At 62.9% G+C, this 26,261-nt stretch carries 25 protein-coding genes; 15 read left to right on the top strand and 10 right to left on the bottom strand.

Translation table 11 applies throughout. The features are described from left to right. Positions 1 to 5: 5 nt before the first annotated feature. The 7 genes from OVA00_RS23685 to OVA00_RS23655 form a co-directional block, all read right to left on the bottom strand. Positions 6 to 1,490 (bottom strand): mannitol dehydrogenase family protein, encoded by a 1,485-nt coding sequence (locus OVA00_RS23685; protein WP_268089701.1) that lies wholly within the window; start codon positions 1,488 to 1,490, stop codon positions 6 to 8. A 40-nt stretch (positions 1,491 to 1,530) separates the two neighbouring features. After that, on the bottom strand, positions 1,531 to 2,304 hold the full coding sequence (locus tag OVA00_RS23680; protein ID WP_034794082.1) for an L-iditol 2-dehydrogenase: 774 nt from the start codon (positions 2,302 to 2,304) through the stop codon (positions 1,531 to 1,533). After that, positions 2,301 to 3,302, bottom strand: a complete 1,002-nt coding sequence (locus OVA00_RS23675) for an ABC transporter ATP-binding protein (RefSeq protein ID WP_268089700.1) — start codon at positions 3,300 to 3,302, stop codon at positions 2,301 to 2,303. Before OVA00_RS23675 ends, OVA00_RS23680 begins: the two co-directional genes overlap by 4 nt. Positions 3,303 to 3,313: 11 nt before the next feature. Then, a complete protein-coding gene (locus OVA00_RS23670; protein ID WP_034794097.1) occupies positions 3,314 to 4,144 on the bottom strand; it encodes a carbohydrate ABC transporter permease in 831 nt (276 codons plus the stop codon). 5 nt (positions 4,145 to 4,149) lie between these two features. Further along, positions 4,150 to 5,022 carry a carbohydrate ABC transporter permease gene (locus tag OVA00_RS23665; protein WP_034794260.1) on the bottom strand — a complete coding sequence of 291 codons (873 nt, stop codon included), beginning with the start codon at positions 5,020 to 5,022 and terminating at the stop codon, positions 4,150 to 4,152. Positions 5,023 to 5,164: 142 nt separating this feature from the next. After that, entirely contained in the window at positions 5,165 to 6,475 is a 1,311-nt protein-coding gene (locus tag OVA00_RS23660; RefSeq protein ID WP_060582418.1) for an ABC transporter substrate-binding protein, read from the bottom strand. Positions 6,476 to 6,674: 199 nt separating this feature from the next. Then, a complete protein-coding gene (locus tag OVA00_RS23655; protein ID WP_268089699.1) occupies positions 6,675 to 7,628 on the bottom strand; it encodes a sugar-binding transcriptional regulator in 954 nt (317 codons plus the stop codon). A 311-nt stretch (positions 7,629 to 7,939) separates the two neighbouring features. On the opposite strand from OVA00_RS23655, the gene OVA00_RS23650 reads away from it, so the two are divergent. Both OVA00_RS23650 and preA read left to right on the top strand, forming a co-directional pair. Then, positions 7,940 to 9,301, top strand: a complete 1,362-nt coding sequence (locus tag OVA00_RS23650) for an NAD(P)-dependent oxidoreductase (RefSeq protein ID WP_034794104.1) — start codon at positions 7,940 to 7,942, stop codon at positions 9,299 to 9,301. A gap of 20 nt (positions 9,302 to 9,321) precedes the next feature. Next, positions 9,322 to 10,635 carry an NAD-dependent dihydropyrimidine dehydrogenase subunit PreA gene (gene preA, locus OVA00_RS23645; protein WP_034794108.1) on the top strand — a complete coding sequence of 438 codons (1,314 nt, stop codon included), beginning with the start codon at positions 9,322 to 9,324 and terminating at the stop codon, positions 10,633 to 10,635. 65 nt (positions 10,636 to 10,700) lie between these two features. Here the strand turns inward: preA and OVA00_RS23640 are convergent, their stop codons facing one another. After that, positions 10,701 to 11,723: a zinc-dependent alcohol dehydrogenase family protein gene (locus OVA00_RS23640; protein ID WP_268089698.1), complete on the bottom strand. Its 1,023-nt coding sequence runs from the start codon at positions 11,721 to 11,723 to the stop codon at positions 10,701 to 10,703. A 107-nt stretch (positions 11,724 to 11,830) separates the two neighbouring features. Between OVA00_RS23640 and OVA00_RS23635 the strand changes: the two genes are divergently transcribed. The 3 genes from OVA00_RS23635 (at position 11,831) to OVA00_RS23625 (ending at position 15,815) form a co-directional block, all read left to right on the top strand. Continuing rightward, complete coding sequence (locus OVA00_RS23635; RefSeq protein ID WP_268089697.1) at positions 11,831 to 12,730, top strand: LysR family transcriptional regulator; 900 nt, start codon at positions 11,831 to 11,833, stop codon at positions 12,728 to 12,730. Between the two features lie 327 nt (positions 12,731 to 13,057). Further along, complete coding sequence (locus OVA00_RS23630; RefSeq protein ID WP_090298209.1) at positions 13,058 to 14,734, top strand: adenylate/guanylate cyclase domain-containing protein; 1,677 nt, start codon at positions 13,058 to 13,060, stop codon at positions 14,732 to 14,734. Positions 14,735 to 14,885: 151 nt separating this feature from the next. Beyond that, positions 14,886 to 15,815 (top strand): DMT family transporter, encoded by a 930-nt coding sequence (locus OVA00_RS23625; RefSeq protein WP_268089696.1) that lies wholly within the window; start codon positions 14,886 to 14,888, stop codon positions 15,813 to 15,815. Between the two features lie 8 nt (positions 15,816 to 15,823). Here OVA00_RS23625 and OVA00_RS23620 read toward each other — a convergent pair whose 3' ends face one another. Further along, on the bottom strand, positions 15,824 to 16,477 hold the full coding sequence (locus OVA00_RS23620) for a TetR family transcriptional regulator C-terminal domain-containing protein (protein ID WP_034794116.1): 654 nt from the start codon (positions 16,475 to 16,477) through the stop codon (positions 15,824 to 15,826). A gap of 14 nt (positions 16,478 to 16,491) precedes the next feature. Between OVA00_RS23620 and OVA00_RS23615 the strand changes: the two genes are divergently transcribed. The 3 genes from OVA00_RS23615 to hydA all read left to right on the top strand — a co-directional run bounded on the left by OVA00_RS23615 (position 16,492) and on the right by hydA (position 19,544). Then, positions 16,492 to 16,713, top strand: coding sequence for a hypothetical protein (locus OVA00_RS23615; protein WP_268089695.1), 222 nt, complete (start codon positions 16,492 to 16,494; stop codon positions 16,711 to 16,713). A gap of 46 nt (positions 16,714 to 16,759) precedes the next feature. Continuing rightward, positions 16,760 to 18,010, top strand: a complete 1,251-nt coding sequence (locus OVA00_RS23610) for a Zn-dependent hydrolase (protein ID WP_090298213.1) — start codon at positions 16,760 to 16,762, stop codon at positions 18,008 to 18,010. A gap of 79 nt (positions 18,011 to 18,089) precedes the next feature. Beyond that, entirely contained in the window at positions 18,090 to 19,544 is a 1,455-nt protein-coding gene (gene hydA, locus OVA00_RS23605; RefSeq protein WP_268089694.1) for a dihydropyrimidinase, read from the top strand. A gap of 93 nt (positions 19,545 to 19,637) precedes the next feature. Here hydA and OVA00_RS23600 read toward each other — a convergent pair whose 3' ends face one another. Continuing rightward, complete coding sequence (locus OVA00_RS23600; protein ID WP_112975181.1) at positions 19,638 to 20,051, bottom strand: cupin domain-containing protein; 414 nt, start codon at positions 20,049 to 20,051, stop codon at positions 19,638 to 19,640. A gap of 121 nt (positions 20,052 to 20,172) precedes the next feature. On the opposite strand from OVA00_RS23600, the gene OVA00_RS23595 reads away from it, so the two are divergent. The 7 genes from OVA00_RS23595 to OVA00_RS23565 all read left to right on the top strand — a co-directional run bounded on the left by OVA00_RS23595 (position 20,173) and on the right by OVA00_RS23565 (position 26,259). Beyond that, complete coding sequence (locus OVA00_RS23595) at positions 20,173 to 20,964, top strand: ABC transporter ATP-binding protein (protein WP_034794266.1); 792 nt, start codon at positions 20,173 to 20,175, stop codon at positions 20,962 to 20,964. Further along, a complete protein-coding gene (locus OVA00_RS23590; protein WP_060518919.1) occupies positions 20,954 to 21,418 on the top strand; it encodes a GNAT family N-acetyltransferase in 465 nt (154 codons plus the stop codon). The genes OVA00_RS23595 and OVA00_RS23590 overlap by 11 nt, the downstream gene beginning before the upstream one ends. Beyond that, positions 21,415 to 21,750, top strand: a complete 336-nt coding sequence (locus OVA00_RS23585) for a membrane protein (RefSeq protein WP_034794138.1) — start codon at positions 21,415 to 21,417, stop codon at positions 21,748 to 21,750. The genes OVA00_RS23590 and OVA00_RS23585 overlap by 4 nt, the downstream gene beginning before the upstream one ends. Positions 21,751 to 21,752: 2 nt before the next feature. After that, positions 21,753 to 22,637: an ABC transporter permease gene (locus OVA00_RS23580; RefSeq protein ID WP_034794141.1), complete on the top strand. Its 885-nt coding sequence runs from the start codon at positions 21,753 to 21,755 to the stop codon at positions 22,635 to 22,637. After that, the gene (locus OVA00_RS23575) at positions 22,634 to 23,503 is read left to right on the top strand and encodes an ABC transporter permease (protein WP_089045639.1); all 870 of its coding nucleotides are present in this window, start codon (positions 22,634 to 22,636) and stop codon (positions 23,501 to 23,503) included. Before OVA00_RS23580 ends, OVA00_RS23575 begins: the two co-directional genes overlap by 4 nt. Before the next feature lie 51 nt (positions 23,504 to 23,554). Continuing rightward, the gene (locus tag OVA00_RS23570; RefSeq protein ID WP_034794145.1) at positions 23,555 to 24,547 is read left to right on the top strand and encodes an ABC transporter substrate-binding protein; all 993 of its coding nucleotides are present in this window, start codon (positions 23,555 to 23,557) and stop codon (positions 24,545 to 24,547) included. Positions 24,548 to 25,071: 524 nt separating this feature from the next. Further along, positions 25,072 to 26,259, top strand: coding sequence for an efflux RND transporter periplasmic adaptor subunit (locus OVA00_RS23565; protein WP_034794147.1), 1,188 nt, complete (start codon positions 25,072 to 25,074; stop codon positions 26,257 to 26,259). Positions 26,260 to 26,261: the final 2 nt, after the last annotated feature.

Below are 26,261 nucleotides of genomic sequence, written 5' to 3'. Positions count from 1 at the left end.
GCATTTTATCCCTCAAGCTTGCCGTCCAGATAAAGCTGGAGCGTAGCGCGCGTACCCTTTTCCCAGAGGGTTTTCAATGCATCGGCGAAACGACGTCGGAAGAGATCGGAGCGAGCCACGTCGCCGAAGATGTCGCCGAGCGCCAGGAAGGCCATGGGATCGCCCTTGGCGGCAAGCGCTGCCTTGTTCAGCCGGTCGGCGCTCTGGTCGTTGAAGGCGATCGTCTTGCCGCTGTCCGACGTGCCGGCAAAGTATCGGCACCAGAGCGCTGAAACGAGCGACAGCCCGACGACATCCTCGCCGCGCGCCAGCCGATCGGCCGTCGAAGGCAGGATGAACTTCGGCTGCCGGTTGGAGCCGTCCTGGGCCAGCCGCGGGATGGTGTCGCCGATCTTCGGATTGGAAAAGCGCGTCTCGATCAGCTTGTAATAATCGCCGAGATCGGTGTTCGGCACCGGCGGAATGACCGGGATGATCTCGTCATGCTCCAGCTTGGCAAGGAAGGCGCGGATCAGCGGCTCCTCCATCGCCTCGTGGACAAAATGAATGTCGAGCAAGGCGGCGGGATAGGCGATCGCCGCATGGCCGCCGTTGAGAATGCGGATCTTCATGTGCTCATAGGGCGCCACGTCAGGCACGAACTGGACGCCGACCTTCTCCAGGGCCGGGCGACCGAGTGGGAAGTGATCTTCGAGCACCCACTGCTTGAATTCCTCGCAGAACACCGGCCAGGCATCCTCGATGCCGTAGTCGTCGGCGACGATGCCGATCTCGCGCGCACCGGTTGCCGGCGTGATCCGGTCGACCATGCCGTTCGGGAAGGCGACATTGGCGTCGATCCAGTCGGCAAAGGCGGGATCATGGAGACGGGCCAGCCCCGAAACCGCCGCATGGGTAACCTCGCCGTTGCCCGGGATGTTGTCGCAGGACATCACGGTGAACGGCGGCACGTTTTTGCCGCGGCGCGCCTTCAGCCCGGCAACGATCAGCCCGAACACCGTCTTCGGAGCCGCCGGGTTCTGCGCATCGGCAACGATATCGGGGTGGGTCGGGTTGAACACACCCGAGGCCGGATCGATGAAATAGCCGCCTTCAGTGATGGTCAGCGAGACGATGCGGATCGAGGGATCGGCGAGCCTGGCAACGATCCCGGCGACGTCGCCCGGTTCCAGATAGTCGATCATTGCGCCTGTGACATGGGCGCCTGTGCGGTTGTTGTCCTGCTCGACGACGGTCGTCAGGAAATCCTGCGCCGCGAGCTTGGCCCGCATCGTTGCGTCGGAGGGAAGGACGCCGGCACCGATGATCGCCCAGTCCGTGTCGTGGCCGGCGTTGAAGAGATCGTCGAGATAGACGGCCTGGTGCGCCCGGTGGAAGTTGCCGACGCCGAAATGCACGATGCCCGCCGTCAGTTGCGACCGATCGTAGGCAGGCACGCCGGCTTTGGCCTTGATCGTGTCGAGGGCGGCAATTGAGAGTTTGGTCGTCATGATCCCGTATCCTTTCGAGGCTTCACCGACTGGCGCCGGTTCAGCTCATCCAATTGCCGCCATCGACGTTGTAGGTCTGCGAGACGACGTAGTCGCTCTCGGCTGACGCGAGGAAGATCGCCATGCCCGTCAGGTCCTCTGCCGTTCCCATCCGGCCGAAGGGCACCTCGGCGCCAACGAGCTTCTTCTTTTCGCCGCGCGGGCGGTTCTCGTATTTGGCAAACAGCGCATCGACGCCGTCCCAGTGTTCGCCATCGACCACGCCGGGCGCGATCGCGTTGACGTTGATGCCGTGCTTGATGAGGCCGAGGCCGGCCGACTGGGTGAGACTGATGACCGCCGCCTTGGTGGCGCAATAGACGGCGACCAGCGCCTCGCCGCGCCTGCCTGCCTGGCTTGCCATGTTGATGATCTTGCCGCCCCTGCCCTGATCGATCATCTGCCTGGCTGCGGCCTGCATCGTGAACAGCGTGCCCGATACGTTGATCGCAAACAGCCGGTCGTAGCTCTGACGGCTGATCTCGACGATCGGCGCAAGGTCGAAGAGCGCGGCATTGTTGACGAGGATGTCGAGCCCACCCGCTTGCCGGACGACGGCGGCGATCGCCTCGTCGATCGACGCCTGTTGGGTCACGTCCATCTCCACCGCATAGGCGCCGGCGCCGATCTCGGACGCTGTCTCACGCGCCCGCTCGATGTTGATGTCGGCGATTGCGACCGTGGCGCCCTCGCGGATATAGGCCTCCGCGAAGGCACGACCGATCCCTCGCGCAGATCCGGTGATCAGCGCGCTCTTCCCGTCGAGCCTCTTCATCGAACCGCCAGCCCCTTTTCGTCGAACCTGTGGACGCGCTGCGGATCGGGCGTCAGGAAGACCCGGTCACCATGGGTCACGGCGAAATCGCCGCTGACCCGCGCCGTCACCGTGCCGACATTGTCGACATTGACGTGCAGGAAGGTGTCGGAGCCGAGATGCTCGGCAACACCGACCGTGCCCTGCCAGGTTCCGCTTTCCTTCGAAAGCGCCAGATGTTCAGGCCGAATGCCCATCGTGTGCGCCTGAAAGGCGGAAGCCGCCGCACCGCTGACGATGTTCATGCGCGGCGAGCCGATGAAGCCGGCGACGAACAGGTTGTCCGGCTTGTGGTAGAGGTCGAGGGGCGAGCCGACCTGCTCGATGCGACCGCGATTGAGCACCACGATCTTGTCGGCCATGGTCATCGCCTCCACTTGGTCGTGGGTGACGTAGATCATCGTCGTCTTCAGGTCCTGGTGCAGTTGGCTGATTTCAAGCCGCATGTTGACGCGCAGCGCCGCGTCGAGGTTCGACAGCGGCTCGTCGAACAGGAACGCCTTCGGCTGGCGCACGATCGCTCGGCCGATCGCGACGCGCTGGCGCTGGCCGCCCGAAAGCTGACGCGGCTTGCGGTCGAGATAGTCGGTGAGGTTCAACACGCGGGCTGCATCCGACACCTTCTTGTCGATGACGGCCTTGTCCTCGCCCGCCATTTTCAGGGGAAAGGCGATGTTGGAACGCACGCTCATATGCGGATAGAGCGCATAGGACTGGAACACCATCGACAGGCCGCGCTGTGCCGGTGGCAGTTCGGTGGCGTTCTTGCCGTCGATGACGATGTCGCCGTCACTGACGTCTTCGAGGCCGGCAATCAGCCGGAGCAGCGTCGATTTCCCGCAACCGGACGGTCCGACGAAGACGACGAACTCGCCATTGTTGATGTCGAGGTCGATCGAGGGGATGACGGCATGGGCGCCGAAGACCTTCGAAACCTTGCTGAGTGTAATGCTTCCCATTGTCGTATCCCTTATTTGACCGCGCCGAAGGTGAGGCCGCGTACGAGCTGCTTCTGCGAGAACCAGCCGAGTATGAGGATGGGGGCGATCGCCATGGTCGAGGCGGCCGAGAGCTTGGCGTAGAACAGGCCTTCAGGGCTCGAATAGGAGGCGATGAACGCCGTCAGCGGTGCTGCCTTGGCGGCACTGAGGTTCAGCGTCCAGAACGCCTCGTTCCAGGCGAGGATGATGTTCAAGAGCAGCGTCGAGGCGATGCCCGGGATCGCCATCGGCGTCAGCACATAGATGATCTCCTTGGAGAGCGATGCACCGTCCATGCGCGCGGCCTCCAGGATCTCGCCGGGGATCTCCTTGAAGTAGGTGTAAAGCATCCAGATGATGATCGGCAGGTTGATCAGCGTCAGTACGATCACGAGGCCGGTGCGGGTGTCGAGCAGGCCGGTGTTGCGGAACAACAGATACATCGGCACCAGCACACCGACCGACGGCATCATCTTGGTGGAGAGCATCCACATGAGCACGTCCTTGGTGCGCTTGGTCGGCGAGAACGCCATCGCCCAGGCGGACGGGATGGCGATGATCAGACCGATCAGCGTCGAGCCGAAGGAGACGACGACCGAGTTCATGAAGTGCAGGAAGTAGTTCGAGCGGCTTTGCACCTCGTGATAGTTCTCCGTCGTCCAGTCGAAGAAGAACAGCGACGGCGGCGATGCGATCGCCTCGGCCTCGGTTTTGAAGCTCGTCAGGAACGTCCAGAGGATCGGGAAGAAGATGAGGATGCCGATCGTCCAGGCGACGACGGTCACGACGATCTTTCTTTGGGTGGAGACGTTGCGTGCCATGGTTCTCAAGCCTCCAGCGTCTTGCCGATCATGCGCATCAGGAAGAATGCGACGATGTTGGCGAGGATGACCGCGATGATGCCGCCGGCCGAAGCACCGCCCACGTCGAACTGCAGCAGGGCCTGCGCATAGACGAGGAAGGTCAGGTTGGTGCTCTGCGTGCCCGGGCCGCCATTGGTGGTGACCAGAATTTCGGCAAAGACCGAGAGCAGGAAGATCGTCTGAATGAGGATGACGACGGTGATCGCGCGAGAAAGATGCGGCAACACCAGGTAGATGAAGCGGCTCCAGGCGCCGGCGCCGTCCATCTGCGCGGCTTCCTTCTGCTCCTCGTCGAGCGATTGCAGCGCGGTCAGAAGGATCAGTGTCGCGAACGGCAGCCACTGCCAGGCGACGATCAGGATCACCGACATCAGGGGTGCGTTGGCGAGAAAGTCGAAAGGCTGCAGCCCGAAGAGCTTGGCGATCCAGGCAAAGAGCCCATTGACCGGGTTCATGAACATGTTCTTCCAGACGAGTGCCGCGACCGTCGGCATGATCAGGAACGGCGCGATGACCAGAATGCGCACGATCCCCTGCCCGAACATCGGCTGGTCCAGCAGAAGCGCCAGCGCGATGCCGCCGATGACAGTGATGAACAACACGCCGAGCACGATCGCCAGCGTGTTGAAGAGCGCCTGGAAGAAAGCGGGATCGGTCAGGAAGTAGCTGTAGTTGGAAAAGCCCGCGAACTCCTCCATCCCCGGCATCAGAAGATTGTAGCGCAGGAACGAGAAGTAGATCGTCATGGCCAGCGGAACGATCATCCAGGCCAGAAGCAGAAGCACCGAAGGCGCAATCATCAGACGCGCGGCGGAGCGGGTGTGCAAGGTCGCCATGGCGTCCCCCCAAATGACGGAATTCAACGCTGTTTCGAGATCGGGTCGGGCGGCGCGTTTTTCCGCGCGAGCCCTGCGGCTACCTTCGGGATTTACCGGGGCGCCAGCCATTTGCGGCCAGCACCCCGGGCCCTTGGGAGCCTTACTTGATGTAACCGGCCTTGGTCATTTCGCGTTCGGTCAGCTTCTGGGCGCTGGCAAGCGCGTCGTCGACGCTCATCTGGCCGGCAAGAGCCGCCGAGAACTGCTGGCCGACCGCCGTGCCGAGACCCTGGAATTCCGGGATCGCCACGAACTGCACGCCGACATAGGGAACCGGCTTGACCGCCGGGTTCTTCGGGTCGGCCGCGTTGATCGAGTCGAGCGTCATCTTCGCGAAGGGTGCTGCCTTCTGGTACTCGGGGTTGGCGTAGAGCGAGGTGCGCGTGCCCGGAGGAACGTTCGCCCAGCCTTCCTTGTCTGCCACGAGCTTCAGATAGTCCTTGCCGGTTGCCCAGGAGATGAACTTCTCGGCCGAGGCGACCTTCTGTGAGCCCGCGGGGATCGCAAGGTTCCAGGCCCAGAGCCAGTTGCCGCGTTTGCCGAGGCCGGTGTCCGGCGCGAGCGCGAAGCCGACCTTATCGGCAACGGTCGATTCCTTCGGGTTGGTGACGAAGGAAGCGGCCACGGTCGCGTCGATCCACATGCCGCACTTGCCGGTCTGGAACAGCGACAGGTTCTCGTTGAAGCCGTTGGAGGATGCGCCGGGCGGTCCGGCGTCGTTCATCAGCTTGACGTAGAAGTCGAGCGCGTTCTTCCATTCGGGCTGGTCGAACTGCGGCTTCCAGTTCTCGTCGAACCAGCGGGCGCCAAAGGCGTTCGCGGTCGCCGTCAGGAAGGCCATGTTCTCGCCCCAGCCGGCCTTGCCGCGCAGGCAGATGCCGTAGACTTCGGCGTTCTTGTCTGTGATCTTACGTGCCGCGTCGGCGATGAAGTCCCAGGTCGGCGCGTCGGGCATGGTCAGCCCGGCCTTCTCGAACAGGTCCTTGCGGTACATCACCATCGAGCTTTCGCCGTAGAAAGGTGCCGCATAGAGCTTGCCGTCGATGGTGAGGCCGGAGCGGATCGCCGGCAAGAGGTCGTCGACATCGTAGTCGGCGCCGAGATTGTCGAGCGGCAGCAGCCAGCCCTGCTTCGCCCAGATCGGCACTTCATAGGTGCCGATCGTCATGATGTCGTACTGGCCGCCCTTGGTGGCGATATCGGTCGTCACGCGCTGGCGCAGCACGTTTTCCTCAAGCGTTACCCACTCGAGCTGAATGTCCGGATTCTTGGACGTGAAATCTTCCGTCAGCTTCTGCATCCGGATCATGTCGCCGTTGTTCACGGTCGCGATCGTCAGGGTTTCTGCTTGGGCCAGCCCCGACAGTGCGACTGCCGAGCACGTGCCCAGCAGGAAAGTTCTCAAGTTCATTGACTTCCTCCCAGAAGAAATTGAGCATTTGCCTCGCTCATGGGCAATTACTCACTTCTCATGACGAATTGTCAATGCGCATTCGTTGCTGCGGCGCACACAGAAACATTAGAAGATTGTTTTGATTGCCGATTTTTTCGTTTCGCAAATGCGAAAGGCCGGCGCTGGGGCCGGCCTTTTCAATCGTTTCGCATAACGATCATGCGTTGAGCAGATAGCTCGCCGTCGCCTCATCGGTGATAAGGCCGTTGATAATGCCGCCCTTTACGGCCGCCCGCAGCGCCTCATACTTGCGCTGCCCCTTGGCAAGTCCGATTACAGACGCCCGGTCGCGCGGCGGCAAGGGAACGGAGGCGACGCGCTCGTTGAAGCTGCCCGAGAGCAACGCGCCATCATGATCGAACATCCAGCCGCAGATCTCGCCCGCGGCACCCGCCTTGGCCAGACCGGCCATCTCGTCCTGGGCGAGGAACCCGTCCTGGCAGAGCGGCGCATCAGGTCCCAGTTCGCCGACGCCGACGAAGGCGACATTGGCTTCGGCGCCTAGCTTTAGAGCCACCTGCACCAGGCTCTGGCTGTGCAGCACCTCCCGCTCCTCGGCCGAAGCGGCGAGCACCGGCAGCGGCATCGGAAAATGCCGGGCCTTGACCGCATCGGCCATGCTGAAGATGACGTTGTAATAGGCGGCCGAACCGTCGAGGCCGATATTGCCCGTGAGCGACACGATGCGGTGCTGCGGACATTCCATCGGCGGCAACTGATCGACCGCCGCTTTCAGCGTGCGCCCGGTACCGATCGCCAGCACCTGCGGCTCAGACGATTTCAGCCAGCGCTCGATCTCGGCGGCCCCGGCTTCCGCGATGCCAACGGTCGTCGAGGTCGAACCGGGATCGCTCGGCACCACCTCCACATGTTTCAGTCCGTACCTGTCGCGAAGACCTGCGGCCGCCTCGAGGCAGGCGGCAATCGGATGGTCGAGCCGAACCTTGATCAGCCGCTCGGACATGGCGAGCGAAACCAACCGCTGCGCCGACTGGCGCGAGATTCCCATGACGGTGGCGATCTCATCCTGGGTGCGGCCAGCGACATAGTATAGCCAGCCTGCCCGGGCAGCATCGTCAAGCCTGTTGTTCGCCTCGCCCCTGCGTGCCATCGCTGTTCTCCATTCCCCCCGATCACGATACTTTTGGATCCTGTCGATCCAAAAGTATCGTGATCGATCCTCATAAGCAGAGCGGGGTGCGGGCGGAAAACCGCGCACACTTTTCCTCACCCCGCTCTGATCTGCTGCCACTATTGCCCCGCCCTGTCAAACATCGGCTAAGAACAAGGGCTTGGCAGGTCTGCCGCAAGGCCCGGGATCACAAGGCTTTTCGGCCGTTTCGACCTTAAATTTTTACCGTTTGATAAAAAAATAAAGCGTGTTACCGTTCCATCATCCTGAGAAAACATTGGGAGCCAAAAATGGGAACGACACAATCTGGGATCCTCGGCGGCCGCCTGCCGCTCGGGGAGTACGAGAGCAATTTCTCCGACCTGCATCCACCGCTCGACAAGCACGAGGCCCTCGTCGCTTCCGACCGCTGTTATTTCTGTCATGACGCGCCGTGCATGACGGCCTGTCCCACCTCCATCGATATCCCGCTGTTCATTCGGCAGATATCGACCGGAAACCCGATCGGATCGGCCAAGACGATCTTCGATCAGAACATCCTGGGCGGCATGTGCGCCCGCGTCTGTCCCACCGAAACGCTGTGCGAACAGGCTTGCGTTCGCAACACCGCCGAGGAGCGCCCGGTCGAGATCGGCCGCCTGCAGCGCTATGCGACCGACGTGGCGATGAAAGAGAACAAGCAGTTCTACACCCGTGCTGAAACCTCCGGCCGCAAGATCGCCGTCGTCGGCGCCGGCCCGGCCGGCCTTGCTGCTGCCCATCGGTTGGCCGTCAAGGGCCACGACGTCGTGATCTACGATGCCCGGCCGAAGTCCGGCGGCCTCAATGAGTACGGCATTGCCGCCTACAAGTCGGTCGACGACTTCGCGCAGAAGGAAGTCGACTACGTGCTGGCGATCGGCGGCATCGAAGTGCGCCAGGGCCAGGCGATCGGCCGCGATTTCACCCTCGCCGACCTCTCGGAACAGTATGACGCCGTCTTCCTCGGCCTCGGCCTTGCGGGCGTGAACGCGCTGCGTCTCGAAGGCGAAAGTGCCGAAGGCGTTGACGATGCCGTCGACTTCATCGCCGCCCTTCGCCAGTCGAAGACCAAGGCCGATATCCCGGTCGGCCGTCGCGTCGTCGTCCTCGGTGGCGGCATGACCGCAATCGATGCGGCCGTGCAGGCAAAGCTGCTCGGCGCGGAAGAAGTGACGATCTGTTATCGCCGCGGCAAGGAGCACATGAACGCCTCCGAGTTTGAGCAGGACCTGGCGGCCTCCAAGGGCGTCACCATCCGCCACTGGCTGCAGCCGAAGCGCATCGCCGAGAAGGACGGCAAGGTCGCCGGCATCGAGCTGGAATACACCACGCTCGAAGACGGAAAGCTGACGGCGACCGGCGAAACCGGTATCATTGCTGCCGACCAGATCTTCAAGGCGATCGGCCAGAGCTTCCTCGGAGCAGGCCTCGGCGCGCTGCAACTCGAAGGCGGCCGGATCGTCGCGGACGCCGAGGGGCGCACGTCGCTGCCCAACGTCTGGGCCGGCGGCGACTGCGTGCTCGGCGGTGAAGACCTCACGGTCTCGGCCGTCGCCATGGGCCGCGACGCGGCTGAATCGATCAATCGGGCCTTCGCCGCGGCAGCGCCGCGCGCGAGCGCAGTTGCCTAAGGGATCGGGAGGAGAAACCAATGGCTGATCTTCGCAACAATTTTGTCGGCATCAAATCCCCGAACCCGTTCTGGCTGGCATCCGCCCCACCGACGGACAAAGCTTACAACGTCGAGCGCGCCTTCAAGGCGGGCTGGGGCGGCGTCGTCTGGAAGACGCTCGGCGAGGAAGGCCCGCCGGTCGTCAACGTCAACGGCCCGCGCTACGGCGCGATCTGGGGCGCCGACCGCCGGCTGCTCGGGCTGAACAACATTGAGCTCATCACCGACCGCGACCTCTATGTGAACCTGCGCGAAATGAAGCAGGTGAAGATGAACTGGCCGGATCGCGCCCTGATCGCCTCGATCATGGTGCCCTGCGAGGAAGAGGCGTGGAAGGCGATCCTGCCGCTGGTCGAGGAAACCGGCGCCGACGGCATCGAACTCAACTTCGGCTGTCCGCACGGCATGTCTGAACGTGGCATGGGTGCTGCGGTCGGCCAGGTGCCGGAATACATCGAGATGGTCGTGCGCTGGTGCAAGCAGTACACGCGCATGCCTGTCATCACCAAATTGACGCCCAATATCACCGACATCCGCAAGCCCGCCCGCGCCGCCAAGGCCGGCGGCACCGACGCGGTGTCGTTGATCAACACGATCAATTCGATCGTCTCGGTCGACCTCGACAACTTCGCCCCCAACCCGACGGTCGGCGGCAAGGGCACCCACGGCGGCTATTGCGGCCCGGCGGTGAAGCCGATCGCGCTCAATATGGTCGCCGAGATCGCTCGCGACCCGGAAACCTACGGCCTGCCGATCTCCGGCATCGGCGGCATCACCACCTGGCGCGACGCGGCCGAGTTCCTGGCACTTGGCGCCGGCAACGTCCAGGTCTGCACCGCAGCCATGACCTATGGCTTCAAGATCGTCCAGGAAATGATCTCGGGCCTCTCCGACTGGATGGACGCCAAGGGTCACCGCAACCTCGATGATATCACCGGACGCGCGGTCCCGAACGTTACCGACTGGCAGTATCTGAACCTCAACTACATCGCCAAGGCGAAGATCGACCAGGATGCCTGCATCAAGTGCGGTCGCTGCCACATCGCCTGCGAGGATACCTCGCACCAGGCGATCACGCAGTTCGTCAACGGCGTACGTCACTTCGAGGTAATGGAAGACGAGTGCGTTGGCTGCAATCTCTGCGTCAACGTCTGTCCAGTCGAAAACTGCATCACCATGGAAGAGCTGCCGGCCGGCACACTCGACCAGCGCACCGGCAAGCCGGTCGATCCAAACTACGCCAACTGGACGACCCATCCGAACAACCCGATGGCCCGCCAGGCCGCTGAGTAGCGGATCTCGTCACTTCATCGAAACGCCGCCGGACCACAAATCCGGCGGCGTTTTCTCATGTGCCCTCAGAACTCGACGACGACCTTGCCGAACGGGCCGCGGTCGAGATGCGCCAAAGCCTCGCGGAACTGTTCGAACGAATAGCGCGCATCGATGACTGGCTTGATCGCGGTCCGGTCGATCGCGACGACGAGATCCTGCAGCGCCCGGCGGTGAGCGACGCCAATGCCCTGGATGACCGGCGATTTCAGCAGGACCGGCGTGACCGGCGCCGAGATCTCCGCGCCCTCGAACACCCCGATCACCGATATCCGCCCTTGCACGGCAACCGCCTGCAGCGACTTGCCAAGATTGGTACCACCCGCCATCTCCAGAATATGATCGGCGCCGTGATCGCCGGTAATCTCAAGAACCCGCTCCGCCCAATCCTCTCTTACGCGGTTGATGCCATGGTCGGCGCCCAGAGCAAGCGCGCGCTCGAGCTTTTCCTGGCTGGCCGACGTGACGATGACCTCGGCGCCATGCGCCTTGGCGATCTGCAACCCGAACAGCGATACGCCGCCGGTGCCCTGCACGACGACGCGGTCGCCGGCCTTGGGATGCCCCTTCTCGACCAGGGCGAACCAGGCCGTCACCCCGGCACAGGGCAAGGTGCTCGCCTCGCCATCGTCCAGGCTCTCGGGTGCTGCGACGAACCAGTCCTCGGGGAAAGCGACATATTGCGACGCGACACCCGGGTTCAGGCCGCCAAGGGCAAACGACGTTGGGTGACGAGCCGTTCCCGGCTTTTGACCGTCGATCCAGGTCGGATCGAAAACGGAGATGACCCGATCGCCGGGCTGGAAGCGTGTGACGCCCCGGCCGACCGCTTCGACCACACCGGCCATGTCGGAGCCCGGCACGAAGGGGAAGGATAACGGCATGCCCATGCCGTTATCCAGGACCAGCTTGTCACGAAAATTGAGCGACACGGCCGTCGTGCGAACCAGCACCTCACCTGGGCCCGGCTCCGGAACACGGCGCTCGGTAATTTTGAGGTTTTCGGCTCCAAGCGCGTCGATCGTCCATTCCTTCATCAGTCTTGCCATGGTCCGTTCCTTTCACTGGATTGATCTGATGGAGGAAGCATAGCGTTGAATTTACCTCTCCAGTTGCGATAAGAATTCGCCACATTGGTTCTTAAAAGGAGACAATCGTGGAGCGGTTGGGAGGCATTTCGATCTTCGTCGAGGCGGTCGAAGCTGGTGGATTTTCAGCGGCGGCCGAACGGCTGAACCTCTCGCGCTCCGCTGTCGGCAAGACGATTGCCAAGCTCGAACAAAGACTTGGCGTCCGGCTCTTCCATCGCACGACCCGCACACAGAGCCTGACGGCCGAAGGCCAGCTCTATTATGAAAGTTGTCTCAGAGCCGTTGGTGAGATTCGTGCCGGCGAGGCACTGCTGGAATCGGGCAAGCAGGAGATCAGAGGTCGGCTGCGCATGTCCCTGCCCGTGGTTTTCGGACGGCAATGCGTCATGCCGCTCTTGTCGGAACTGCTGGGTCAGCACCCGCTCCTGGAACTCGACGTCAATTTCAGCGACCGCAGGGTCGATCTTGTCGAGGACGGCTTCGATCTCGCCATTCGCACGGGTCCGCTGCCCGATGAACCCGACTTGATGGCGCGCAAGGTTGCCGACCAGCCCATGACGGTCTGCGCCTCCCCCGCCTACCTGCAGCGGCACGGCACGCCGCGCAGCATCGATGACCTTCTTCACCATCAGGCGATCCTCTATCGGCGCAGCAGCGATGCGCTTTCCTGGTCCTTCCCGGTCAAGGGAGCGGTACCCCGGCAGGTGACGCCGCCGGCACGGCTGAGACTCGACGACCTGACCTCGATCGCCGATGCGGCGGCAGACGGCTTCGGCCTCGCATGGCTGCCGTGCTGGCTGGTGCGCAGCCACATCGACTCAGGACGGCTCGTCCGCATTCTTACCGATGTGCCCGCCCTCTCCTTCGCAGCCCATGTCGTGTGGCCGCGCACGCAATACATGCCGCCGAAATTGCGGCTGATGATCGACACGCTGGCCGATCGACTGGCCCCCATGATGCAATGATCCGCGGAGCATTCCTGCTTCCAAAGGCGGCGGCGTGTGGATAATGGCCGGCTTTGGCGGCCGCTTCGCCCGGCTCTGCGGATCCCTCCGGCGCCCGAGCGCGGCCCGACGGCCGAACTCCGTTGAATAGCGTTCCCGGCCGATAACGAACAGGACACGAAAACGAAACAGATTGTGTAAAAATGGTAAGTTGTCGGCTCGTACGATCTGGATGATAAGGGAGTACTCATACGGGGTGCGTCGCGGGCTAGATCAGGGCCGCAACGCGATCTCCAAAGGTTTTGACACTGCAGCCGGACGACGCTCCGGCAGAGCCGGACTTGTTGCTTGACGATCATTTCGGCCAACCGACGCAAGCGAATGCACCTCGTCTCCGGGGCCATACTCGGTACGTTCGTTCTGGCGCATTTCTTCAACCATTCGCTCGGCCTGATCTCCATCGAGGCGATGGAAACCGCCCGCAGGGGCTTCAATCTCATCTGGCACAGCCTGCCTGGCACGGTGCTGCTCTATGGCGCCCTGTTGCTGCACTTCGTCATGGCCCTCGAAAGCATCTATCGTCGGCAGACACTCAGAATGCCGGCGCGCGAGGCGCTGAAGATCGTCTTCGGCCTCAGCCTGCCTTTCCTTTTGATCGGTCATGTCACCGCCGCACGCGTCGAGCCACTCCTCACAGGGATCGACGTGGACTATCCGGACATGCTTCGCACGCTCTGGTCGAATTCGTTCAACGCCATCAGACAATCGCTCGCCCTGCTGCTCGTCTGGGGCCACGGCTGCCTCGGGGCCTGGTTCTGGATGCGCGGCCGAGCCTGGTTCCCGCGCTACGAAATCCTGCTCTACACAGTCGCGATCCTCGTGCCGATCTTCGCGCTGCTCGGCTTCGTCAGCGGCGCCCGCTCGATCGAGGACGGTTACGCCGAACATGGCGGCTACGGCGACCGTTCCTATTCGAAGCCTCCGTTCGACCTCACGCTTCTCGAGGATATTCGGCTCGGCCTCTATTTCGGCTTCGGCGGCCTGATCGCCGGCACGTTCCTGCTGCGGGCCATGCCGAAGGGCGGGCGCATTCGCGTGCGCTATCCCGACGGTCGGGTGGCCACCGTCAATCTCGGCTTCAGCGTGCTCGAGGCGAGTAGGGCCGCGGGCATCGCCCACGTCTCGGTCTGCGGCGGCCGTGGCCGATGCTCGACCTGCCGGGTGCGCATCATCCAGGGGCTTGAAGACCAGCCGCCACCCGAGGATGCGGAGCTCGCGACACTCACCCGGATCGGCGCACCCGACAATGTCCGCCTCGCCTGCCAGTTTCGCCCTGTCCACAACGTCACCGTCGTGCCGATCCTCGACAGCGACAGCCTCGGCATCAAGAAGCAGATCGGCCGCGAGGGCGGCGAAGGTCGCGAACGGCGCATCGCCGTGCTCTTCTGCGACCTGCGCGGCTTCACCAGCATTGCCGAACACAAGCTGCCTTTCGACACCGTGTTCCTGCTCAACCGCTACTTCGAGATGGTGGGCGAAGCGGTCGAGGATTCCGGCGGCGTCATCGACAAGTTCATCGGTGACGGCGCATTGGCGATCTTCGGGCTGAAGAGCACCTACACGGAGGCCTGCCGGCAGTCGCTTGCCGCCGCCGTGCGCATATCCAAGGGCCTCGAGACGCTGAACCAGACCTTCCGCGGCGAACTCGACGAGCCGCTGCGCATCGCCATGGGCCTGCACGCCGGCCCGGCGATCATCGGCGAGATCGGCTACGGCCAGGCCACATCGCTGACGGCGGTCGGCGATACGATTAACACGGCGAGCCGTCTGGAAGGCCTCGCCAAGGAACACGACGTACAATTGGCCGTCTCGGCCGAGCTCGTCAACCGCGCGGGCCTGGTGATCGAAGGGCATGAGCGGCTGGACATCGGCCTGCGCGGCCGGCAGGCGACGCTCGAAACCTGGATCGTCGGGGATGCCGCCGGTATCTCCACGGCCTTGCAACCTGCACCGTCGAACGCGTAGTGCAACCCCTTGAAAGCGTGAAACAGTTTCCACGCCCGAAGTTGCATACCTTCAAGGCTTTGGATCTTTTCACGGTTTCAATGAAGCGCTGAAATGATCTAGTAGTGGAGATCCTTCCCGCCCTCGCCGCCGATCCAATCCGGAAGCCCGCATGAAACAGGACGTCTCCCCGAAAACCGCGCACCAGGTTCATGCGAAGGGCGCCGAGAAGCTGAAGGCGCATCTGGCGATGATGACCTTCGCCGTCCTGATCGCCGGCTCCTTTTCCTTCGGCGGCCTTGCCACCCAACATATGGGCGCCGGGCCGCTGACGCTCTGGCGCTATCTTTTGACCGTCGTCGTCCTTGGCCTGCTCACCTTCGGCTATGCGCGCGTTCCCTTTGGCTTTCCCAAGCAAGCGTGGCGCTTCGTAATCCTCGGCGGGTTGATCGCCGTCTACATGCTGACGATGTTCAAGGCGCTGGAGTTCACCAGCCCTGTTTCAACAGGCGCGGTCTTCACGCTGATGCCGCTCTTGAGCGCCGGCTTCGCGTTTGTGTTGCTCGGTCAGCATACGCGCCCGGGCGTGCTCGCCGGGCTCATCATCGCTGCCCTTGGCGCCGTCTGGGTGATCTTTCGCGCCGATGTCGGCGCGATCCTTGCCTTCGACGTCGGCCAGGGCGAATTGATCTTCTTCGTCGGCGTCGTCTGCCACGCGGTCTATGTGCCGCTGATCCGCAAGTTCGGCCGAGAGGAAAGTCCATTCGCCTTCGGCTTCTGGGTGGCTGTCTTCACCGTTCCCTGGCTGCTGGTACCGGGCGCGGCCGGTCTCGTCAGGGCCGATTTCGCCAGCCTGCCACCGGTCGTCTGGCTCGCCGTCCTCTATCTGGCCGTTGTGACCACGGCGATCACCTTCCTGCTCCTGCAATACGCCTCGATGCGGCTACCCGCATCGAAAGTGCTTGGCTACGGCTATCTGACGCCGAGCTTCATCATCCTGCTCGAAGGTCTGCTCGGTCATGGCTGGACCAGCCTGCCGGTGCTTGCCGGCGCGCTGACCACGGCCTGCGGCCTGCTGTTGATGGCGCTGCTGCCAGATTGAAAGGCGGCTCAAGCCGCCGGCTGCTCGCTCACCTGCAGCCCGTCGACGAAGAGCCGTTCGAGGAAGCGTGCCGCATCCTCGAAGCGCCCGTCCCCGGCGTTTCCCTGGCCGAGCACGGCGCGCACCTGCACGTCGAAGTCGGCGTAGTGCTGGGTGGTGGACCAGATCGCGAAGATCAGGTGATAGGGATCGCATTTGGCGATCTTGCCGGCCTTGGCCCAGGCCCGGATTACCTCGGCCTTCTCGTCGACCAGCGACTTCAAGGGCCCCTTGAGCTCGTCCTCGATATGCGGCGCGCCCTGCAGCACCTCGTTGGCGAAGAGCCGGCTTTCGCGCGGATAGTCACGGGCCATTTCGAGCTTGCGCCGAATATAGCTGCGGATTTCGGCGACCGGATTCCCCTCGGCGTTGAACTCCCGCAAGGGGTCGAGCCAGGTGTCGAGCACCCGGTCGATCAGCGCCCGGTGCATCGCTTCCTTGGTGCGGAAATAATAGAGCAAATTGGGTTTCGACATGCCCGCCACTTCGGCGATCTGATCGACCGTCGAGCCGCGGAAACCGTTGGCGGAAAAGACTTCGAGCGCGGCCTCGAGAATGCGCTCTTCCTTCTCCCCTTGTATGCGGGTCCGCCTCTGGGTCCTGGCCGCTCTCGGTAATACCATATGTCCCCCTGGCCATGCCTGCGCAGCTCGTCGCGCAGGAACCGGCTGCCCAATTTCCGGCCTCGCCATCTTATTGGGCAACAACTTCGTTTTTTTGTTTTTCCGGCTTGAGTGCCGCAACGGAAGTTGTAATGTTTACCAACCGGTCAAATTATCAGCCAGTTCACCGCCAAAGGCAACGGCTGATCGAAGGGCACCAGAAAAAACCAAGCCTGGATTTGACCACGGGAACATGAGGGCGCGCCGATCAAGGCAAAGCCCTGAAAAGATGAGGAGACCGCCGTGGCTGCACCTGGCGAGAACATGCGCGTCAATGCCGACCGCCTGTGGGATTCACTTATGGAAATGGCCAAGATCGGCCCTGGTGTCGCGGGCGGCAACAACCGCCAGACGCTGACCGACGAGGACGCCGAAGGGCGCCGGCTGTTCCAGTCCTGGTGCGAAAAGGCCGGCCTCACCATGGGCGTCGACACCATGGGCAATATGTTCTTCACAAGGCCCGGCACCGACCCGGATGCGCTGCCCGTCTATATCGGCTCGCATCTCGATACCCAGCCGACCGGCGGCAAGTATGACGGCGTCCTCGGCGTGCTCTCGGGCCTTGAGGTCGTTCGCTCGATGAACGATCTCGGCATAAAGACCAAGCATCCCGTCGTCGTCACCAATTGGACCAACGAGGAAGGCGCGCGCTTCGCGCCGGCCATGCTCGCATCAGGCGTCTTTGCCGGCGTGCACAGTCAGGATTTCGCCTATGGCCGCAAGGATCCGGAAGGAAAGACCTTCGGCGACGAACTGAAACGCATCGGCTGGGTCGGCGACGAGGAAGTCGGCGCCCGCAAGATGCACGCCTATTTCGAGTACCATATCGAGCAGGGCCCGATCCTCGAAGCCGAGGGCAAGGACATCGGCGTCGTCACCCACTGTCAGGGCCTATGGTGGCTGGAGTTCACGCTCACCGGCCGCGAAGCCCATACGGGCTCGACCCCGATGAACATGCGCGTTAACGCCGGCCTTGCCATGGCCCGCATTCTGGAAATGGTCCAGGGCGTCGCGATGGAAAACCAGCCGGGCGCCGTCGGCGGCGTCGGCCAGGTGTTCTTCTCGCCCAATTCCCGCAACGTGCTGCCGGGCAAGGTGGTCTTCACCGTCGACATCCGCTCGCCGGACAAGGCCAAGCTCGACCGCATGCGGGCAAAGATCGAGGCCGAGGCACCGAAGATCACGGACGCGCTTGGCGTCGGCTGTTCCATCGAGGCGATCGGCCATTTCGAGCCGGTCACCTTCGATCCAAAGCTCGTCAGCGCCGTGCGTAACGCCGCCGAGCATCTCGGCTACAGCCACATGAACCTCATCTCGGGCGCCGGGCATGATGCCTGCTGGGCCGCCAAGGTGGCGCCGACGACGATGATCATGTGCCCCTGCGTCGGTGGCCTCAGCCACAACGAGGCGGAGGACATCTCCAGGGAGTGGGCCAGCGCCGGCGCCGACGTCCTCTTCCACGCCGTCGTCGAAACGGCCGAAATCGTCGAATGAGTTTGCGGGCGGGACGAAAGTTCCGCCCTTTTTCGTGGCGGTTGCCTGGCCGCCGGAAGCGCAATCGCGAGGAACAATCATGAGCACTGTCATCAAGGGTGGAACCATCGTCACGGCCGACCTGACCTACAAGGCGGACGTCAAGATCGAGGGCGGAAAGATCGTCGAGATCGGCCCGAACCTGTCGGGCGACGAAACGCTCGATGCGAGCGGCTGTTACATCATGCCCGGCGGCATCGACCCGCATACGCATCTCGAAATGCCCTTCATGGGCACCTATTCCTCGGACGATTTCGAGAGCGGCACGCGCGCAGCCCTTGCCGGCGGCACGACGATGGTGGTCGACTTTGCACTGCCCTCGCCCAACCAGTCGCTGCTCGAAGCGCTCACGATGTGGGACAACAAGTCCACCCGCGCCAACTGCGACTATTCCTTCCACATGGCGATCACCTGGTGGAGCGAGCAGGTCTTCAACGAGATGGAGACCATCGTCAAGGACAAGGGCATCAACACCTTCAAGCACTTCATGGCCTACAAGGGCGCCCTGATGGTGGATGACGACGAGATGTTCTCGTCCTTCCAGCGCTGCGCAGCACTAGGTGCGCTGCCCTTGGTGCACGCCGAAAACGGCGACGTCGTCGCCCAGCTCCAGGCAAAGCTGCTCGCCGATGGCAACAATGGGCCGGAGGCGCACGCCTATTCGCGTCCGGCCGAAGTCGAGGGCGAAGCGACCAACCGCGCGATCATGATCGCCGACATGGCCGGATGCCCCGTCTACATCGTGCACACCTCCTGTGAGCAGGCGCATGAAGCGATCCGCCGCGCCCGCTCCAAGGGCATGCGCGTGTTCGGCGAACCGCTGATCCAGCATCTGACGCTGGATGAAACCGAATATTTCAACAAGGACTGGGACCATGCAGCCCGCCGCGTGATGTCGCCCCCCTTCCGCAACAAGCTGCATCAGGACAGTCTCTGGGCAGGCCTTGCCTCGGGCTCGCTGCAGGTAGTGGCGACCGACCACTGCGCCTTCACATCCGAGCAGAAGCGCTTCGGCGTTGGCGATTTCACCAAGATCCCGAACGGCACCGGTGGCCTCGAAGACCGCATGCCGATGCTGTGGACCCATGGTGTTAACACCGGCCGCATCACCATGAACGAGTTCGTGGCGGTGACCTCGACCAACATTGCCAAGATCCTCAACATCTACCCGAAGAAGGGCGCAATCCTTGTCGGCGCCGATGCCGACCTCGTCGTCTGGGATCCGAAGCGCACCAAGACGATCTCCGCCAAGAGCCAGCAGTCGGCGATCGACTACAACGTCTTCGAAGGCAAGGAGGTAAAGGGCCTGCCGCGCTTTACCCTTACCCGCGGCGTCGTCGCGATCGAGGAAAGCACGGTCAAGACCTGCGAGGGCCACGGCGAATTCGTCCGCCGCGATCCCTTCCCGGCGGTCAGCTCAGCCCTTTCCACCTGGAAAGAAGTCACCGCCCCCCGCGCCGTCCAGCGCACTGGCATTCCGGCCACGGGCGTTTGAGGCCTCATGTTTCGCGGCCTGCACGTCTTCGCGCCGCTCTGTCCCACCGGACATGCCCCGCCACCTTGGCGGGGCGTTTCGGCCTGGGAGCCGTCAGGCGGGCACGAGCTGATCGAGCTCGGGCAGCAGCACGAGGCTTTCGCGCTGGTTCGGGTCTGTGCGCGCGATGACGGCCGAACAGGGCGCGTTCGAGCGGTTCTCCGGCAGATGCGGCATGCCGGCGGGGATGTAGACCATCTCACCGGCCCTAGCGACGATGTGCTCCTCAAGCCTCTCGCCAAACCAGGTCCAGGCCTCCCCGGAAAGCACGTAGATCGCCGTCTCGTGGCTCTCGTGCAGATGCGCCTTGGCGCGCGCACCGGGCGGGATCGTGACGATGTGCATGCAGAGCCCGGTTGCCCCGACGGTCTCCGCTGCAATGCCCTCGAAATAGTTGAGCCCCTGCTGGCCGGCCACGGCGCCTTCAGGACGAACCACGCGACAGCCCGGATTGGATGATCGAGACATGAGCGTTCTCCAGAATTCCCTGAAAAACCAGCAACAAACGGCTTCGCACCCAAATCCGCGATTGCATGTTGCCGGTCCGGATAGCAGTCTGACACAGACCAGCCAGAATGAGTATTCGCCGATGACGTCCAATACCGCATCCGTGGTTTCGGCCCGGGACCTCTGCCTGACTTTCGAAACCGCCGATGGCCCGGTGCATGCACTGACCGGCGTCAACCTGGATGTCGCCAAGGGTGACTTCGTTTCCTTCATCGGTCCGTCCGGCTGCGGCAAGACGACCTTCTTGCGCGTGATCGCCGATCTGGAAAAAGCGACCTCCGGCACGATCAGCGTCAACGGCATGACGCCTGAGCAAGCGCGCAACAAGCGCGCCTATGGCTACGTCTTCCAGGCCGCAGCGCTCTATCCCTGGCGCACCATCGAAAACAACATCGCTCTGCCGCTTGAGATCATGGGCTATTCGAAGGAAGAGAAGAAGGCCCGCATCGAGCGCACGCTCGACCTCGTCAACCTCTCCGGCTTCGGCAAGAAATATCCCTGGCAGCTCTCCGGTGGTATGCAGCAGCGCGCCTCCATCGCCCGCGCACTGGCGTTTGATGCCGACCTGCTTCTGATGGACGAGCCCTTCGGCGCGCTCGACGAGATCGTTCGCGACCACCTCAACGAACAGCTCTTGAAGCTCTGGGCCCGCACCAACAAGACGATCTGCTTCGTCACCCATTCGATCCCTGAAGCTGTCTACCTCTCCACCAAGATCGTGGTGATGAGCCCCCGCCCCGGCCGCGTCACCGATGTGATCGAATCGCCGCTGCCGCGCGAACGGCCGCTCGGCATTCGCGAAACGCCCGAGTTCCTCGAAATCGCCCATCGCGTCCGCGAAGGCCTGCGCGCGGGACACAGCTATGACGAATAGCATCGGCATCCGCCGGGCCGAACAGACCGACATGGCCGCCTGCGCCGGCATTCTCAACCGCTGGATCGACGCGACGGCCTGGATGCCGCGGGTGCACGAGCATGCCGATGTCGAACGCTATTATGCCGAGACCGTCTTTGCCGAACGCATCGTGCTCTTGGCAGAGGACGACGGCGAGATCGCCGGCTTCCTTTCCCTCTCTGACGACCACCACGTCACCGCGCTTTACATCGATGAGTGGCATCGTGGCGCAGGCATTGGCGCCCGGCTGATCGACACCGCCAAGGCGATGTCACCGGATGAATTGAGCCTATGGACCTTCGAACACAATCGTGATGCCCAGCGCTTCTACGAGCACCAGGGCTTCGAGGCTGTGCGGCGGACCGACGGCGACAACGAGGAGCAGCTGCCGGATATCCTCTATCGCTGGCGCGGCAGAGAGGTGCGGGCATGAACCTTGCCTTCGGCCTCTGGATGCTCTTGGCGACGACGATCTTCCTTGGCGGCGCCACCGCCTCGCGCGCCTATGTCTCCAACAACCACCTCGGCATGCTCTTGCTCGCACTCGGGCTCTACGTGATCGGCAACATCATCATGGTGAAGCTCATGCGCGAGGGCGGCCTCGGCCTGGCAATCTCGCTGTCGGCGATCGTGCAGCTCGTTATGGTCAATGTCATCGCCTTCACCGTGTTCGGCGAACGATTGAGCCTCACGCAGGCCGCCGGCGTGCTTCTCGGCATCGTCGCAATGGGCCTGATGTTGTTCCCCGCAAGCGGAAAGGCGTGACGATGCAGGAACCAAGTTTCTTCAGGGACAAGTTGGTGCCGGTCGGCACCGTCGTCCTGCTGCTGATCGCCATCTGGTATGTCGCGGTCGTCTTCCTCAACGCCCCCTTCGAGCGTGATACGGCAGCCCGCGCCGGCACCGAGATCAGCTTCTCTGAGATCGTGCGCAACACCATGGCGCAGGAACGTCCGGTACTGCCGGCACCGCACCAGGTGATCGCCGAGATCTGGGACACCACCTTCAACAAGGCAATCACCTCGAAGCGCAGCCTCGTCTACCACGCCTGGATCACGCTCTCGGCAACCCTTCTCGGCTTCGGCATCGGCGCCGCCCTCGGCATCCTCCTGGCAGTCGGCATCGTCCACAACCGCGCCATGGACCGCTCGCTGATGCCCTGGGTCATCGCCAGCCAGACGATCCCGATCCTCGCGATTGCGCCGATGATCATCGTCGTCTTGAACGCCATCGGCATTTCCGGACTTTTGCCGAAGGCACTGATCTCGACCTATCTCTCCTTCTTCCCGGTCGTCGTCGGCATGGTGAAGGGCCTGCGCAGCCCGGAGACGATCCAGCTCGACCTCATGCACACCTACAATGCCTCCCCGTCGCAGACCTTCTGGAAGCTGCGCTGGCCGTCGTCGATGCCCTACCTCTTCACCTCGCTGAAGGTTGCCGTCGCCATCTCGCTGGTCGGCGCCATCGTCGGCGAATTGCCGACCGGTGCGGTCGCAGGTCTTGGTGCCCGGCTGCTGGCCGGCTCCTATTATGGCCAGACGGTGCAGATCTGGGCCGCTCTCTTCATGGCGGCAGCCCTTGCGGCCGTTCTCGTCATGATCGTCGGCTTTGCCCACACCGCCGTCCTGAAGCGCATGGGAGCCAAGCCATGAACCTTCCCGTCCTTGCCGCCGCGATCATCTTCTGGCTCACCGCCTGGGCCTTCAACGAATGGCTGGTGCGCCAGAACTTCCAGAGCGCGGCCGCAAACAGCGCCGCCCGCTTCGCCGTACCGGTGATCTTCGGCATCACCATCCTGGTTCTCTGGGAAGGCATCGTCCGCGGCTTCCAGGTCCCCTCCGTGCTTTTGCCGGCACCCTCGATGATCTGGCAAAAGCTGATCAATTCGCTGCCGACGCTCGGCGCCGATTTCCGCCAGACCTTCCTGAAGGCAGTGTTGATCGGCTATGCGCTCGGCTGCGGCCTCGGCTTCGCCGTTGCGATCCTGATCGACCGTTCGCCCTTCCTGCAGAAAGGCCTTCTGCCACTCGGCAATTTCGTCTCGGCCCTTCCCGTCATCGGGGTAGCCCCGATCATGGTCATGTGGTTCGGCTTCGACTGGCAGTCGAAGGTCGCCGTCGTCGTCATCATGACCTTCTTCCCGATGCTGGTGAACACGGTTGCCGGCCTTGCCGCCGCCAGCCACATGGAACGCGACCTGATGCGCACCTACGCCGCCTCCTGGTGGCAGACGCTGGTCAAATTACGCCTGCCGGCCGCCTGGCCGTTCATCTTCACCGCGCTAAAGATCAATTCGACGCTGGCGCTGATCGGTGCCATCGTCGCCGAGTTCTTCGGGACCCCCATCGTCGGCATGGGGTTCCGGATTTCCACGGAAGTGGGACGCATGAATGTCGACATGGTCTGGGCCGAGATCGCCGTTGCGGCGGTCGCCGGTTCCGCCTTCTACGGCGTGGTCGCACTCATCGAGCGCGCCGTCACCTTCTGGCATCCCTCCATTCGCGGAGGGCGCGCCTGAGCCTGCTTGAAGAACTTAAATAAAACGAAGTAAAAACAAGAGGGAACTGACATGAACAAAAGACTTGCATCGCTTCTCGCCGCAGGCGTCTTTTCGCTCGCAGCGTTCCAGGCTGAAGCTGCCGAAAAGGTGACGCTGCAGCTGAAGTGGGTGACCCAGGCGCAGTTTGCCGGCTACTACGTCGCCAAGGACAAGGGCTTCTACGAAGAAGAAGGCCTCGACGTCGACATCAAGCCCGGCGGTCCGGACATCGCCCCGGCCCAGGTGATCGCCGGCGGCGGCGCCGACGTTATCGTCGACTGGATGCCGTCGGCCCTTGCCACCCGCGAAAAGGGCGTGCCGCTCGTCAACATTGCCCAGCCGTTCAAGAAATCCGGCATGATGCTGACCTGCCTGAAGGAAACCGGCGTCACCAGCCCGGACAAGTTCAAGGGTCAGACGCTTGGCGTGTGGTTCTTCGGCAACGAGTATCCGTTCCTCTCCTGGATGGCGCACCTGAAGATCCCGACCGACGGCGGCCCGAACGGCGTGACCGTCCTGAAACAGGGCTTCAACGTCGACCCGCTGATCCAGAAGCAGGCCGCCTGCATCTCCACCATGACCTATAACGAGTACTGGCAGGTCATCGATGCCGGCATCAAGACGGACGACCTGGTGACCTTCAAGTATGAAGACCAGGGCGTAGCGACGCTCGAAGACGGCCTGTACGTACTTGAGGACAAACTCAAGGATCCCGCCTTCAAGGACAAGATGGTCAAGTTCGTCCGCGCCTCGATGAAGGGCTGGAAATATGCCGAGCAGAACCCGGACGAGGCCGCCGATATCGTTCTTGAAAACGATTCCACCGGCGCCCAGACCGAGAAGCACCAGAAGCGCATGATGAGCGAAGTGGCAAAGCTCACCGCCGGCTCCAACGGCTCGCTCGACGAAGCAGACTACAAACGCACCGTGCAGTCGCTGCTTTCGGGTGGTTCCGATCCCGTGATTTCCAAGGAGCCCGAGGGCGCCTGGACACATGAGATCACCGACGCCGCGCTGAAATAGGCCGGTCTCCGCAACGCAAAAGAGGGTCGCACGGCTCAGTATCGTGCGGCCCTCTTCCGTTTTATTAGCGGTCGTTCGCATCCGCCAAGCTGCTGCCGGGTACCGGGCGTGGGGGTGGTAATCCGGCGAACAACGGCGCTACCTTTGCTTGCCATTGTCAAGATCGTGTCAAGATCGCAACCATAACCGCAGAACGAACGGAATATTGAGGCACCATCGCTTCGTGCACCCTTGTAAGCGTCAAAGGCCGAGATTACATAGGCCACGATGTTTGTTGGAGGCAGGCATGACGGAGGAAGTCTTTTTTCCAGTGCCTTGCCTGCGGTAACCGGTCCCAGTTCCGCCCGCGTCTACGGTCTGATACCGTGCACGCGGAGCGCGAAGTGAGGAATACGCCATCTCCTGTTCTCGAGCACTTTGCCGGGACCTTGTGGCGGTGCGGTAAAATAGCCTGATTGCCCGTGGATCCTGCATCAAGCGGAGATCCGCTCGATATTGTTTCCATTGCCGGGACTGTGAAGCCGATGGCTCAAAAAGTATTGCCTGTCCTCAGCGTGTGCGCTGCGATGACCCTTGGTTCGCTTTCCTTCGCCCGGGCGGAGGAAGCAGCGCAACCGAAACCAGCACCGAGCTTGCCCTCCATCGTCGTGACGACGGCGGTCGACCAGTCGATCAGCGACCGGGTGGTTGCGACCGGCACCATCCAGGCCGTCGAGCAGGTCTATGTCGCCCCGATGGTCGACGGCCTCTCCATCCGCACGCTCAATGTCGATGTCGGCGACACGGTTGAAGCCGGCAGTGTTCTCGTGGTCCTCAACGACGACGCGCTTCGCCTGCAAAAAAGCGAACTCGAAGCCTCGCTTGCCAAGGCCGAGGCCGGGCTTGCCCAGTTGAACGCCCAGCTCAGCGAAACCAAGGCTAACAACGACGAGGCCAAGCGCGTCAGCGACCGTGCGGCCGAACTCTCCAAGAACGGCACCGTCTCGACGGCCGAGGCCGATCGCGTCCGGGCGCTCGCGATCGCGACGCATGCCCGCGTGCTTTCGGCCGAACAGGCCGTTGCCGTGGCGAGTGCCGACATCAAGGTCGCTGAAGCGCAAATCGACGACATCGACCTGCGCCTCGCCCGAACCGAGGTCAAGGCACCGGTCGCAGGTGTCATCTCGGCCAAGAATGCCAAGGTCGGCGCGATCGCCACCGGTAACAGCGACCCGCTCTTCGCCATGATCCGCGACGGTGCCATCGAGATGAAAGCCGATGTCGCCGAAGCCGATATCATCAAGCTCGCTGTCGGCCAGCCGGCCGTCGTGACGCTTGCCGGCGGCAACACCAAGGTCGAAGGCAAGATCCGCCTGATCGCTCCGACGGTTGATCCCGTCAGCCGCCTCGGCACCGTCTTCATCAGCCTGATGGACACCGAGAAGGCACGCGCCGGCATGTATGCGAGCGCGCTGATCACCGCCGAACAGAAGCAGACGGTGGTCCTGCCGCAAACGGCCGTTACCAATGAGAACGGCCGCACCATCGTTCGCAAGGTCGAAAACGGCGTCATCCGCATCCTGCCGGTCAAGACAGGGATTTCCGACGGCAAGTTCATCGAAGTCCTCGAGGGCCTTAAGGCCGGGGAGGAAGTGGTAGCGAGAGCCGGCGCCTATGTCCGCGACGGTGACCGCATCAACCCCGTCAAGTCCGCCGCATCAGCGACCAACTGACA

Origin of the sequence: Ensifer sp. SL37 (assembly GCF_026672675.1) — a bacterium.
GTDB lineage: Bacteria > Pseudomonadota > Alphaproteobacteria > Rhizobiales > Rhizobiaceae > Ensifer > Ensifer adhaerens.
Note: the sequence above shows the minus strand (reverse complement) of the source record. Positions and strands in the feature narration are given on the sequence as shown.